The 12,825-nt window shown below is 70.6% G+C and carries 14 protein-coding genes and 1 tRNA gene; 2 read left to right on the forward strand and 13 right to left on the reverse strand.

Features of this window, described 5'->3' with window-relative positions:
* Positions 1 to 113 precede the first annotated feature (113 nt).
* From IE308_RS32415 to IE308_RS32445, 7 genes are all read right to left on the reverse strand, one after another.
* A complete protein-coding gene (locus IE308_RS32415; protein ID WP_190220618.1) occupies positions 114 to 932 on the reverse strand; it encodes an SCO4651 family lipoprotein in 819 nt (272 codons plus the stop codon).
* An 85-nt stretch (positions 933 to 1,017) separates the two neighbouring features.
* Positions 1,018 to 1,911 (reverse strand): SCO4651 family lipoprotein, encoded by an 894-nt coding sequence (locus IE308_RS32420; RefSeq protein WP_190220619.1) that lies wholly within the window; start codon positions 1,909 to 1,911, stop codon positions 1,018 to 1,020.
* 121 nt (positions 1,912 to 2,032) lie between these two features.
* Complete coding sequence (gene rplA, locus IE308_RS32425) at positions 2,033 to 2,758, reverse strand: 50S ribosomal protein L1 (RefSeq protein ID WP_110629785.1); 726 nt, start codon at positions 2,756 to 2,758, stop codon at positions 2,033 to 2,035.
* A gap of 78 nt (positions 2,759 to 2,836) precedes the next feature.
* Positions 2,837 to 3,271, reverse strand: coding sequence for a 50S ribosomal protein L11 (gene rplK / locus IE308_RS32430; protein WP_110629784.1), 435 nt, complete (start codon positions 3,269 to 3,271; stop codon positions 2,837 to 2,839).
* Between the two features lie 198 nt (positions 3,272 to 3,469).
* Positions 3,470 to 4,342: a transcription termination/antitermination protein NusG gene (gene nusG, locus IE308_RS32435; protein ID WP_190220620.1), complete on the reverse strand. Its 873-nt coding sequence runs from the start codon at positions 4,340 to 4,342 to the stop codon at positions 3,470 to 3,472.
* 80 nt (positions 4,343 to 4,422) lie between these two features.
* A complete protein-coding gene (gene secE / locus IE308_RS32440; RefSeq protein WP_110629782.1) occupies positions 4,423 to 4,710 on the reverse strand; it encodes a preprotein translocase subunit SecE in 288 nt (95 codons plus the stop codon).
* 108 nt (positions 4,711 to 4,818) lie between these two features.
* Positions 4,819 to 4,891 (reverse strand) — tRNA-Trp (locus tag IE308_RS32445).
* 296 nt (positions 4,892 to 5,187) lie between these two features.
* Here IE308_RS32445 and IE308_RS32450 point away from each other — a divergent pair.
* Both IE308_RS32450 and IE308_RS32455 read left to right on the forward strand, forming a co-directional pair.
* A complete protein-coding gene (locus IE308_RS32450; protein ID WP_190220621.1) occupies positions 5,188 to 6,414 on the forward strand; it encodes a pyridoxal phosphate-dependent aminotransferase in 1,227 nt (408 codons plus the stop codon).
* A 152-nt stretch (positions 6,415 to 6,566) separates the two neighbouring features.
* Entirely contained in the window at positions 6,567 to 7,607 is a 1,041-nt protein-coding gene (locus IE308_RS32455) for an adenosine deaminase (protein ID WP_190220622.1), read from the forward strand.
* 30 nt (positions 7,608 to 7,637) lie between these two features.
* Here the strand turns inward: IE308_RS32455 and IE308_RS32460 are convergent, their stop codons facing one another.
* The 6 genes from IE308_RS32460 to IE308_RS32485 form a co-directional block, all read right to left on the reverse strand.
* Entirely contained in the window at positions 7,638 to 8,702 is a 1,065-nt protein-coding gene (locus tag IE308_RS32460) for a UDP-N-acetylmuramate dehydrogenase (protein WP_190220623.1), read from the reverse strand.
* A gap of 542 nt (positions 8,703 to 9,244) precedes the next feature.
* Positions 9,245 to 9,625: a DUF3291 domain-containing protein gene (locus IE308_RS32465; protein ID WP_190220624.1), complete on the reverse strand. Its 381-nt coding sequence runs from the start codon at positions 9,623 to 9,625 to the stop codon at positions 9,245 to 9,247.
* Between the two features lie 63 nt (positions 9,626 to 9,688).
* Positions 9,689 to 11,134, reverse strand: a complete 1,446-nt coding sequence (locus IE308_RS32470; protein WP_190220625.1) for a DHA2 family efflux MFS transporter permease subunit — start codon at positions 11,132 to 11,134, stop codon at positions 9,689 to 9,691.
* Positions 11,135 to 11,215: 81 nt separating this feature from the next.
* On the reverse strand, positions 11,216 to 11,749 hold the full coding sequence (locus IE308_RS32475) for a TetR/AcrR family transcriptional regulator (RefSeq protein ID WP_190220626.1): 534 nt from the start codon (positions 11,747 to 11,749) through the stop codon (positions 11,216 to 11,218).
* A gap of 105 nt (positions 11,750 to 11,854) precedes the next feature.
* The gene (locus tag IE308_RS32480; protein ID WP_110629777.1) at positions 11,855 to 12,283 is read right to left on the reverse strand and encodes a MaoC family dehydratase; all 429 of its coding nucleotides are present in this window, start codon (positions 12,281 to 12,283) and stop codon (positions 11,855 to 11,857) included.
* Positions 12,284 to 12,291: 8 nt separating this feature from the next.
* The gene (locus IE308_RS32485; protein ID WP_110629776.1) at positions 12,292 to 12,753 is read right to left on the reverse strand and encodes a MaoC family dehydratase N-terminal domain-containing protein; all 462 of its coding nucleotides are present in this window, start codon (positions 12,751 to 12,753) and stop codon (positions 12,292 to 12,294) included.
* Between the last annotated feature and the right edge of the window lie 72 nt (positions 12,754 to 12,825).

Raw genomic sequence — 12,825 nt, forward strand, 5'->3', positions numbered from 1 at the left:
GCGGATCCTTCGGCCACCGACCCCGAATGGGGCACGGCAACGACCAGCGGTCTTTGGCTTCTGTAGGAGAGTACGGGACGGGTACGCCGTCAAGCAAATCGCCGATACGGGCGTCAGCCCTGGACGCCCTTCATCATCTCGGCGAGGTCGGCGACGTCCTTCGCCGGCGGCGCCGTGACGGTGACGGGCTTGTTCACGTCGTAGAAGGTGATCGTCATGTCGAGCGGGCCCTTGTCGGCGTCGCCGCGCATCCGGAACCGCTTGGTGTGGTCCTCGCCGTCGACCCACAGGTCCATGGAGAGCTTGTCGATGCCCAGCTTCTCGAACTCGTCGAGGCTCTTCTGCCGCTTGTCGCGACTCGCCTTGTCGGTGCCCTTCAGCGACTTCTCCAGGGCGTCGAGGGTGGCGGTGCCCTGGTAGTGGGTGGTCTTCACCCCGTCGACGGTCTCGGTGCCGACCTCGCGCACGTCGTCGGCGCCGGCCAGGAAGGTGGACTGGGCCGCCGGGTTCTGCTCGGCCGTGGCCCCGGCCCCCGCGAGCGGGTTGGCTTCCTTGCCCGCCTTGGACATGTCGAACTTGATCCAGCTCTTGCCGTCCATCTCGCCGGCCGCCTCGGCGCCGCCGTTGATGTACATCGCCTTGTCCACGAACCGGATCTCGACCTGTCCGGCGTCGGCCTGGTCCTCGGGCGTGATCTTCATGCTCAGGGCGGGCGGCTTCGTGCTCATCGCGGCCTCGCCGCGCACCCGGCCCTCGCCGGGCACCCGGCCGTCGAGCCGGTAGCGGAACGAGGTGACGGCGTCGGCGTTCTTCGCGGCCCGGGCCACGGCCGCCGCGGGCTCCAGGTCCGGAGACTGCTCGCCCTTGCCGCAGCCGACGGCACCCGCCAGGAGCAGCCCGGCGAGGGCAGCGGTGGACACGGCACGCTTCATCGATTTCCCCCCAAGGAAACACATGGCCGCCACACGGCGGCCGGACGAGCCTAACCCGCGGGTTACCGATCAGTCGCTCGATTTGTCAGGACCCCTGGCCGCCCATGAGTGCCTCGAAGTCCTCGGTGTCCCCGGCCGGCGGCCGCTGTACGGCGACCGGCACGCCGTAGGTGTCGTAGTACGCCGTCTGGGTCATCGGGCCGGACGTCATCTCGGCCTTCTCCACCTTCTTGACCAGCAGGTTCTTCTCGTCGACCCAGATGTCGACCTGCTCCGCGGTGACGCCGGCGTCGGTGAGCTGCCGGCGCAGGGCCACGTCGCCGAGCGCGGAGACGTCGACGGTGCCGGTGTAGTGCCGGGTGGCGCGGCCCCCTACCGTCTCCCGGCCCGTCTCGCGCACCGTGCCGGAGGCCAGCAGGAGCCTCACGGGCAGCACGGGCGCGGTGTCGCGGAGCTGGTCGCGGAGGTAGGCGCCGGAGTCGCCGGGCAGCTCGGCGAGGTCGTCGAAGTCGTAGCGGATCCAGTGCCGGCCGCCCATCCGCCGGGCGAAGTCCTCGCCGACCCGGGCGTAGTAGGCGTCGGGTAGCAGACGGGCCTCCATGGTGGTGGTGCCGAGCTTGCGCAGGGGCTCGGTGAGGCTGCCGCCGGTGTAGGTGATGCGCAGGGTGCCGGTGGAGTCGCCGGCCCAGTCCAGGGCGCCCTCGGTGCGGGTGGAGAGCAGGTCGCCCATGGCCGTGGTGGAGCTGATCCGGGCCGAGCCCGCCCCGGCGACGGCCCGCTCGACGGCGCGCAGCGCGTCCGCCGTACGGGGGTCGGGGCGCGGTGCGGCGCTCACGGTGCCGCCCGTGGCGTCCGGGCGGGCGGCGCCGTCGTCGGAGCCGCCGCACCCGGTCAGGGCCGTCAGCGCGGCGACGGCGGCCAGCAGGGCCGTCGTGGTCGGCGCGGCTCCCCGCGGGCGGGCGGTGCCCCTGTGCCTCATGTCTCCCCCTCGGGTCCCCGTGATCGCCACGCTAACCCGGCGAGGGGTCCCGGGGGTACGGGAACGGGCCCCGCACCTGGGAAGGTGCGGGGCCCGTGACCGACTCGGTGAGCCGTCAGGCTCAGACCGCGGCCGGGTCCTCCTCGACGAGGAGGTTGCGGGTGCGGTTCGGGTCGACGGGGATGCCGGGGCCCATCGTGGTGGTGATGGCGGCCTTCTTGATGTAGCGACCCTTGGCGGCGGACGGCTTCAGACGGAGGATCTCCTCCAGCGCGGCGCCGTAGTTCTCCACCAGCTTGGCGTCGTCGAAGGACGCCTTGCCGATGATGAAGTGCAGGTTCGAGTGCTTGTCGACGCGGAACTCGATCTTGCCGCCCTTGATGTCGGTGACGGCCTTGGTCACGTCGGGGGTGACGGTGCCGGTCTTCGGGTTCGGCATCAGACCACGGGGACCGAGCACGCGGCCGAGGCGGCCGACCTTGCCCATGAGGTCCGGGGTGGCGACGACGGCGTCGAAGTCCAGGCGGCCCTTGGAGACCTCGTCGATCAGCTCGTCGGCGCCGACGATGTCGGCGCCCGCGGCACGCGCGGCCTCGGCACGGTCGCCGGTCGCGAAGACCAGGACCCGGGCGGTCTTACCGGTGCCGTGCGGAAGGTTCACGGTGCCACGGACCATCTGGTCGGCCTTGCGCGGGTCGACACCCAGACGGAAGGCGACCTCGACGGTGGCGTCGAACTTGGTCGTGGAGGTCTCCTTGGCGAGACGGACGGCCTCGAGCGGGGCGTACAGCTTCTCCCGGTCGACCTTGGCGTCCGCAGCCTTGAGAGCCTTGCTGCGCTTGCTCACGTGATGCTCCTGTGTTGGCTAGGAGTCGTGGTACGGGCCGAGCAGGCCCTTCCACGCTGTTCTGCAGGGGGGTTGAGGTCAGCCCTCGACGGTGACGCCCATGGAACGGGCGGTACCCTCGATGATCTTCGCCGCGGCGTCCAGGTCGTTGGCGTTGAGGTCGGGCATCTTGGTCTGGGCGATCTCGCGGACCTGCGCCTGGGTGATCTTGGCGACCTTGGTCTTGTGCGGCTCGCCGGAGCCCTTGTCCACGCCCGCGGCCTTGAGGATCATCTTGGCGGCCGGCGGCGTCTTGGTGATGAAGGTGAAGGAGCGGTCCTCGTAGACCGTGATCTCCACCGGGATGACCCAACCGCGCTGCGACTCGGTCGCGGCGTTGTAGGCCTTGCAGAACTCCATGATGTTGACGCCGTGCTGACCCAGCGCGGGGCCGACCGGCGGAGCCGGGTTGGCGGCACCGGCCTGGATCTGGAGCTTGATGAGCCCCGTGACCTTCTTCTTCTTGGGAGGCATAGCTCTCCGGGTCCTTTCGATTCGGGTCCATGCCCGCCACCGGGAACCACCCGGACGCAGGCATACCGCACAACGATAACGGGTATAGATGCGCGGCCAAAAACCGAGCAGGTCAGGCGGCCGCGCGAGCGTCCGCCTGACCTGTCCGGAAGCAGTGAGTCCACCGGAAGCAGTGAGTCCAGCAGTGTCCCCGAGGGACTAGTTCTTCTGGATCTGGTCGAACGACAGCTCGACCGGGGTCTCGCGACCGAAGATCTCCACCAGACCCTTGACCTTCTTGGAGTCGGGGTTGATCTCGTTGATGGTCGCCTGGAGGGTGGCGAACGGGCCGTCGGTGACGGTGACCGAGTCGCCGACCTCGAAGTCCAGCACCTGGACCTCGACCTTGCGCTGCGGCGCCGGCTTGCCCTCGGCCTCGGCGGCCTCGCGGGCGGCCTTCTCCTCCGCCTCCGGGGCGAGCATCTTGACGATCTCGTCCAGGGTCAGCGGGTACGGGTCGTAGGCGTTGCCCACGAAGCCGGTGACGCCCGGCGTGTTGCGGACGACGCCCCAGGACTCGTTGGTCAGGTCCATGCGGACCAGCACGTAACCCGGCAGCTTGTTCTGCTTGATCGTCTTGCGGTCGCCGTTCTTGATCTGGACGACCTCTTCCTGCGGCACCTCGGCCTGGAAGATGTAGTCCTCGACGTTCAGCGAGACGGCGCGCTGCTCCAGGTTGGTCTTCACGCGGTTCTCGTAACCGGCGTAGGTGTGGATGACGTACCACTCGCCGGGCAGGGTGCGCAGCTCCTCGCGGAGGGCCTCGACGGGGTCGACCGGAGCGGTCTCCTCCTCGGCCTCCGCGGACTCCTCTGCGGACTCCTCGGCGTCTTCGGCAGCCTCTTCGTCGGCGTCCTCGACGTCCTCGGCGTGCACGGCGGCCTCCTCGGCCGGCTCGTCCGCCTCGGCGTCGGCAGCCTCGACCTCGTCCAGGTCCTCGTCCGCGCCCCCGACGATGTCGAGCTCGTCGTCGACGGACTCGACGCCTTCTCCGCGAGGCTCGACGGCGTCGTTCAGGTTCTGGTCAGACACGGTGGCTGCTTCTTCCTGGATACATAGGGGTGGAACACGCGAAACGGGCGCCGGATACCTCGGCGCCCTTCGCTTACTGCTCAGCCGAACACGTACTTGGCGGCGTGGCTGAGTCCATAGTCAATCACGGTCACCAAGGCGATCATGACGATGACGAAGAAGATCACCACGGTGGTGTACGACGTCAGCTGGTTGCGCGTCGGCCAGACCACCTTGCGGAGCTCCGCGATGATCTGCCGGTAGAAGAGGGCAAGGCGCTTCAGCGGGCCCTTCTTGGCACGCTTACCGCCCTTGCGGGTCTTCTTCCTGGTCTCCGCCGCCTCATCCTGGGCGTCAGGCGTGTCGATGGAGCCCACGGCGTCCGCCATTCGTCCTCACCTGATCCCGGGTCGTGGCCGTGCCGCGCCCGGTCTGAGCCGCACGGCGGTGCATTACTGTACGTACATGCGCACACATCCTGGCGAAGGTGTGTGTAGCAGGGCCGGAGGGACTTGAACCCCCAACCGCCGGTTTTGGAGACCGGTGCTCTACCAATTGAGCTACGACCCTTTGTGTGTCCCCCAACGTACCGCATCCGGTCGGGTGCGTGGTGTGCACCGGTTCCGGAACCGCCATTGCGGTGCGGCTGCCGAAGGCCAACGAGGTGAGAGTGTACGTGCTCCGGGGCGCCTCGTCGAACAGAAAGTGCCCGTCGGGGCCGTGCGGAGGGGAGATCGGCGGGAAACCACCGGAAGATCACCAGGCCATGCGCCGGATCCGGACTCCAGTTCACCTGGGCACCCTGTGCTGTTCAGTCTGTGAAACCCGCGTGCCGGGCCGGTTTCCGGTCTGAAACCATGGGCGGTATGAGCGCTGCAACCCCTCCCACCGAGCGCCGGGTCTCGGCCCGCATCGGCGCGATCTCCGAGTCCGCCACCCTCGCCGTGGACGCCAAGGCCAAGGCCCTCAAGGCCGCCGGGCGCCCGGTGATCGGCTTCGGCGCCGGCGAGCCCGACTTCCCGACCCCGGACTACATCGTCGAGGCGGCCGTCGAGGCCTGTAAGAACCCCAAGTTCCACCGCTACACCCCGGCCGGCGGCCTGCCCGAGCTGAAGGCCGCGATCGCCCAGAAGACCAAGCGGGACTCCGGCTACGAGGTCGAGGCCGCGCAGGTCCTGGTCACCAACGGCGGCAAGCAGGCCATCTACGAGGCCTTCGCCGCGATCCTCGACCCCGGCGACGAGGTCATCGTCCCGGCCCCCTACTGGACGACGTACCCCGAGTCGATCCGGCTGGCCGGCGGTGTCCCGGTGGAGGTGGTCGCCGACGAGACGACCGGCTACCGCGTCTCCGTCGAGCAGCTGGAGGCCGCGCGCACCGAGAACACCAAGGTCCTGCTCTTCGTCTCCCCCTCCAACCCGACCGGCGCCGTCTACACCCGCGAGCAGATCGAGGAGATCGGCCGCTGGGCCGCCGAGAAGGGCCTGTGGGTCCTGACCGACGAGATCTACGAGCACCTGGTCTACGGCGACGCCGAGTTCCACTCGCTGCCGGTGGTCGTGCCCGAGCTGGCCGACAAGTGCATCGTGGTCAACGGTGTCGCCAAGACGTACGCCATGACCGGCTGGCGCGTGGGCTGGGTCATCGGCCCCAAGGACGTCGTCAAGGCCGCGACCAACCTCCAGTCGCACGCCACCTCCAACGTCTCCAACGTCGCCCAGGTGGCCGCGTTGGCCGCCGTCTCCGGCGACCTGTCGGCCGTCGAGAAGATGAAGGAGGCCTTCGACCGGCGCCGCAAGACCATCGTCCGCATGCTCAACGAGATCGACGGCGTGCTCTGCCCGGAGCCCGAGGGCGCCTTCTACGCCTACCCGTCGGTCAAGGGCCTGCTCGGCAAGGAGATCCGCGGCAAGCGCCCGCAGGACACCGTCGAGCTGGCCGCGCTGATCCTGGAGGAGGCGGAGGTCGCGGTCGTCCCGGGCGAGGCCTTCGGCACGCCGGGTTACCTGCGGCTGTCGTACGCGCTGGGTGACGAGGACCTCGTCGAGGGTGTCTCGCGGATCCAGAAGCTGCTGGCGGAGGCGCGGGACTGAGGTCCCCGCCCGTCGCGCCGTCGCACGGCCCCTCGGGGGCACCACCGGTCCTTCCGGCGGTGCCCCCGTTCGTTTGTGCTGGCAAGGCCACGTTCGGGGAGGTTCGGGGAATCGGCTACCGGTACGGCGGTGACGTGCGGCAGGATCTGGGAATGGAGCGTGTACGTGATCTCTCTGAGCTGCCGAAGGCCCATCTCCACCTGCACTTCACCGGCTCGATGCGGCCGGCCACCGTCCTGGAACTGGCCGACAAGTACGGCGTCCGCCTGCCCGAGACGCTGACGGAGGCCCTGGTCAGCGGGGAACCGCCGCAGCTGCGCGCCACCGACGAACGCGGCTGGTTCCGCTTCCAGCGGCTCTACGACGCCGCCCGCTCCTGCCTGCGCGAACCCGAGGACATCCGGCGGCTGGTGCGCGAGGCCGCCGAGGAGGACCTCAAGGACGGCTCGGGGTGGCTGGAGATCCAGGTCGACCCGACGTCGTACGCGCCCCGGCTCGGGGGGCTGATCCCGGCGCTGGAGATCATCCTCGACGCGGTCGAGACGACCTCGCGGGAGACCGGCCTCGGGATGCGGGTGCTGGTCGCCGCGAACCGCATGAAGCATCCGCTGGACGCCCGCACCCTCGCCCGGCTGGCCGTGCGGTACGCCGACCGGGGCGTCGTCGGCTTCGGCCTGTCGAACGACGAACGCCGCGGCCTCGCCAGGGACTTCGACCGCGCCTTCCACATCGCCCGCGAGGGCGGGCTGCTGTCCGCGCCGCACGGAGGCGAGCTGGCGGGCCCCTCGTCGGTACGGGACTGCCTCGACGACCTGCACGCCTCGCGGATCGGGCACGGGGTGCGCGCGGCGGACGACCCCCGGCTGATGCGGCGGCTCGCCGAGCGGGGGGTGACCTGCGAGGTGTGCCCCGCGTCGAACGTGGCGCTCGGGGTGTACGAGAAGCCCGAGGACGTGCCGCTGCGCACCCTGTTCGAGGCGGGCGTGCCGATGGCGCTGGGCGCCGACGACCCGCTGCTGTTCGGCTCCCGGCTGGCGGCGCAGTACGAGATCGCCCGGCAGCACCACGGCTTCACCGACGAGGAGCTGGCGGAGCTGGCGCGTCAGTCGGTCCGGGGGTCGGCGGCGCCGGAGGACGTCAAGGCGAAGCTGCTGGCCGGGGTGGATGACTGGCTGGGCGGCCCGGCTGCCTGACCCGGCTTCCGGGGAAGGGGCCTGGGGCCCTTACAGGCTGACCCCGACCGTCACCGGCTCGTTGACCAGCGTGATCCCGAACGCCTCGCGCACGCCTGCGACGACTTCCCGGGCCAGGGCGAGGAGGTCCTCTGTGGTGGCCTCGCCGCGGTTGGTGAGGGCGAGGGTGTGCTTGGTGGAGATGCGGGCGGGGCCCGTGCCGTAGCCCTTGGTGAAGCCGGCCTTGTCGATCAGCCAGGCCGCGGAGGTCTTGGTGTGGCCGGGGTGGCCGGGGCCGGCCGGGTAGGCGGGCGGCTCGACGCCGTCGCCGAGGCGTTCGCGCACGCGCGCGTGGAACGCGGCGAACTGCTCGTCCGTGAGGATCGGGTTGGTGAAGAAGGAGCCGGCCGACCAAGTGTCGTGGTCCTCGGGGTCCAGGACCATGCCCTTCCCGGCGCGCAGCTTCAGCACGGTCTCGCGGGCCTCTGCGAGGGGGACGCGGTCGCCGGGTTCGACGCCGAGGGCGCGGGCGGTCTCGGCGTACTTGAGCGGTGCGGAGAGTCCGCCGGCGTCTTCGAGCGCGAAGCGGACGCGCAGGACGACGTACCGGTTGGGGTCGGCCTTGAAGCGGCTGTGGCGGTACGTGAAGACGCAGTCGGCGTTGGTGAGGGTGACCGTCTCGTGGGCGCGGCGGTCGTAGGCGATCACCTCGGTGATCGTGGAGGAGACCTCCTGGCCGTACGCGCCGACGTTCTGGATGGGGGTGGCGCCGGCCGAGCCGGGGATGCCGGCGAGGCACTCGATGCCGGCGAGGCCGGCGTCGACGGTGCGGGCGACGGCGTCGGTCCACACCTCGCCGGCGGCGAGTTCGAGGGTGGTGCCGGTCAGCTCGAAGCCGGTGGTGGCGATGCGGAGTGCGGTGCCGGCGAAGCCCTTGTCGCCGATGACCAGGTTGGAGCCGCCGCCGATGACGAGCAGCGGGGTGCCGGTGGCGTCGGCCTCGCGGACGGCGTCGATCACTTCGGCGTCGGTGGTCGCGGTGACGAGGCGGTCGGCGGGGCCGCCGAGGCGGAAGGTGGTCAGCGGGGCGAGGGGGGCGTCGTGGAGTACCTGCACGGGGTCAGCCTACGAGACGGGGGGTGGGGGGTGGGGGGGCTGGGCGCGGGGTCGCCGGTGCGGGTGGGTGGGGGGCTGGTCGCGCCGTTCCCCGCGGTGTGCCTGCGGCGGCCGGTGCGGGTGGGTGGGTGGTTGCTCGCGCAGTTCCCCGCGCCCCTATATGCCTGCGGCGGCCCGCGCGGGTGTGTGGGGGGCTGGTGTAGCGCGCTCTGCTGGTGGTGGGTCGGGGCCGCGCCGGGGGGTATCCGTCCTCGGTGCGCCGCTGGGTACGGTCAAATTGGCACCCTCTCTTTCCGGCGCCCGCTGCGGGCGGACACCCCCCGACACGTCCCCTCCCCGCCGTCGGCGGCTCCCCCACTCAGCCCACGCAGCTGCGGGCAGCCGCACCGCTGGGCCGGCGCCCACCCAGCAGCGGGCCGCCCCGCCGACTTAGCTGCGGGCAGTCGTGCCGCTGGGGCGGCACGGGTGGGCGCAGCGGCACCCCGTTAGCGCCGGGCCGCGCGACCCACCCCCGGCCGGCACCGGTGCCCCGCACCGCAATCTCACCTCAGCCTCCGTGCCGCCTCCTCCCACCGCACATGCAGTTCCTCGCTCGACGTCGTCCAGGAGGCGAACCTCACGTCTCGCATCTCCCCGGCCAACCCCCGCGAGACCGGCGCATGCACCCCACCCCCGGCGAACGCCTTCAGCGCCTCCGCCGACTCCCACGCGGACAACGTCCAGAACGTCCGCCTGAACGGCTGCGCCTTCAGCGACGCCCCGTACGCCCCCGGCGCCCGCCCCACCTGCCGCCACACCCCCGCCGTACGCAGCAGGAACCGCACCGCCCCGAGAAGCGTGCGCGTCTCGAACCGGGAGGCGAAGACATGGACGTCGGCCCCCGCCGGCGGGGTGTTCGGCACGGTCCAGGGAAGCGTGGGCATGGCGGTCTCCTGTCAGCGAGGTCGAGGGAGGGATCGAAGCCGGGGGCAACAGCGGCCTCCGGCTCACCGGGACGCGGTCTCCAGGGCCGGTGACGACGACCGCGCCGGCGACGCCGACCCGTCGCGCTCCGCAGCCCGCCGCCGGGGAATCACCAGCGCCGCGACACCCGCGAGCGCCACCACCCCCGCCCCCGTGACCAGCGCCGGCCGCAGGCCGTCCACGAAGGCCTGGCCGGACTCGTAGCCACCCCGCGCTGAGAAGATCGAGGACATGATCGCGATGCCGAGCGCACCGCCCACTTCCCGCAGCGCGTTGTTCGCCCCGGAGGCGATCCCCTGCTCGGACGCCCGCACGCTGGACATGACCAGGTTGGAGGCCGGCGCGAAGAACAGGGCCATGCCGATGCCGCTGGTGATCAGGCCGGGCAGCTGGACGGCGTAGGAGGCATCGGTGGTGGCCACCGCGGCCAGGTAGGCGAGGCCGGCCGCCTGGAAGAAGAGACCCGTGGCGACGACGGGGCGGCCGCCGACTCGGTCGGAGAGGATGCCCGCGATCGGCGCGACGAGCATCGGCATACCGGTCCACGGCAGCATCCGCAGCCCGGCCTGCGTGGGCGAGTAACCGAGCACGCCCTGCATGTACTGGCTGAGCAGGAAGATCGACCCGAACATGCCGAGGAACATCAGCAGACTCGCGGCATTGATGCCGGAGAAGGCCCGCGAGCGGAAGAGCCGCATCGGCAGCATGGGGTTCTTCGCGCGCGTGCCGTGCAGCACGAAGGCGGCCAGCAGAGCCGAGCCCGCGAACAGGCCGGTCAGCACGAACGGGCTGGTCCAGCCGTCGGCCGGCCCGCGCACCAGCCCGTAGACGATGCCGAACAGACCGCCGCTGGCGAGCAGCGTGCCGGGCAGGTCGAGCCGGGCCCCGGCGCCGTACGACTCGGCGAGGCGCAGGCGGGCGAGCGGCAGCAGGGCGACGCCGAGCGGCACGTTCAGCCAGAAGATCCAGTGCCAGGAGATGTGCTCGGTGAGGCTGCCGCCGATCAGCGGCCCGGAGGCGACGGCGAGGCCGTTCACCGCGCCCCAGATGCCGTACGCCATTCCGCGCTTGGCGGCGGGCACGGCGGCCGTGAGCAGGGTGAGCGTCAGCGGCATCATCACGGCCGCGCCGACGCCCTGGACCGCGCGGGCCGCGATGAGCGAGCCGATCCCGGGTGCCATGGCCGCCGCGGCGGAGGCGCCGGTGAAGATGGTGACGCCGACCTGGAAGAGCCGGCGGCGGCCGAAGCGGTCACCGAGGGCCGCGCCGAACATCAGCAGCACGGCGAAGGTGAGCGTGTAGGCGCTGACGGTCCATTCGAGGTCGTCCAGGGCGCCGCCGAGGTCCTTGCGCAGGGACGGCAGGGCGGTGGTGACGACGAGGTTGTCGAGGGCCGCCATGAATCCGGCGACGCTGGTGATGACGAGAGCCCACGCGGCTCCCCCGCGCGGTGCGGTCTGCTGTGACATCTCTCCCCCGGAGAGGTTGGTTAGTTATTGATGACTAACTTTCGGAGGCATGAGAAAGGCCTGCGGTGAGACGTGCGTCCCTCAGAAGCCTTCCCACACCCGGTGGTCCCGCGGAAAGCCCATGGCGACCAGGCAGTTGATCAGCATGCCGTGCGCCATGAACGTCGTCGTCTGCTCGACGTCCGCCCCCAGGGACAGCAGGATCGTGTCCCACAGGCGCGTCCAGCCGGCCCGTACGGCCTCACCGAACTCGCTGTCGCCCTCCGCCTCCGCGGCGGCCACGGCGAGGTACATCTGCATCTGCATCATCAGCCGCTCGGGCTGTTCCGCGATGACCTTGGTGTAGGCCTCACCCATGGCGTGCAGGGCCTCTTCGCCCTCCAGCCCTTCGGCGGCCTTCTCGAAGGTGCGGATCGTGTCGTCGACACACCGCTGGGCCACCGCGAGGAAGATCGCCTTCTTGCCGGGGAAGAGCCGGAAGAGATACGGCTGCGAGACGCCGACCCGCTTGGCGATCGCCTCGGTCGAGGTGCCGTGGTAGCCACCCCTCGCGAACTCGGTCGTCGCCGCCCGGATGACACTCTCGCGTCGCTCTTCTGCGCTCATCCTGACCATGCGTATGAAGTTAGTGCTCAATCACTAACTTCGTCAAGGGGTCTGGGTCCTATAGGTGCGTAAGGGGCGCCTCTCCCTGGAGGGCGCCCCTTACGCTCATCTGCTTCAGGCCAGCCGTACGACCGCCCGCGACATCCCGAGCACCTTCTGGCCGGCGCTGGTCGCGGTCAGGTCCACGCGGACCGTGTTGTCGTCGAGCTTGGCCGCGACCTTGCCGCTGACCTCGATCACCGCGCCCTGGTCGTCGTTGGGGACGACCACCGGCTTGGTGAAGCGGACGCCGTACTCCACGACCGCGCCCGGGTCGCCGGTCCAGTCGGTCACGACCCGGATCGCCTCGGCCATGGTGAACATGCCGTGCGCGATGACGTCCGGGAGGCCGACCTCCTTGGCGAACTTCTCGTTCCAGTGGATCGGGTTGAAGTCGCCGGAGGCGCCCGCGTACTGGACGAGCGTGGCGCGTGTCACGGGGAAGGACTGCGCGGGCAGCTCGGTGCCGACCTCGACGTCGTCGTAAGCGATCTTCGCCGTCATGGGATTCCTCACGCCTCCCCTTCGGTGTCCGCCGCACGGGCGACCAGCTTGGTCCAGGCGGTCACGACGTGCTCGCCGGCCTCGTCGTGGACCTCTCCGCGGATGTCCAGGATGTCGTTGCCGGCCATGGACTTGATCGCCTCGATGGTGGAGGTGACGGTGAGCCGGTCACCGGCGCGGACCGGGCGGACGTAGGAGAACTTCTGGTCGCCGTGCACCACCCGGCTGTAGTCCAGGCCCAGCTGCGGGTCCTGGATGACCTGGCCGGCCGCCTTGAAGGTGATCGCGAAGACGAAGGTCGGCGGGGCGATCACATCGGGGTGGCCGAGCGCCTTGGCCGCCTCCGGGTCCGTGTAGGCCGGGTTGGCGTCCCCCACGGCCTCCGCGAACTCACGGATCTTCTCCCGCCCCACCTCATAGGGCTCGGTGGGCGGGTAGCTCCGCCCCACGAAGGACTGGTCGAGCGCCATGGGCCCGGCACCTCCTGGTGTCTGCTGTAGCACTGGTGTCTGCTGTAGCTCGGATCTGCTGTGGCGGAAACG

It is taken from the genome of Streptomyces griseosporeus (assembly GCF_014656055.1).
GTDB classification, from domain to species: Bacteria; Actinomycetota; Actinomycetes; order Streptomycetales; family Streptomycetaceae; genus Streptomyces; species Streptomyces griseosporeus.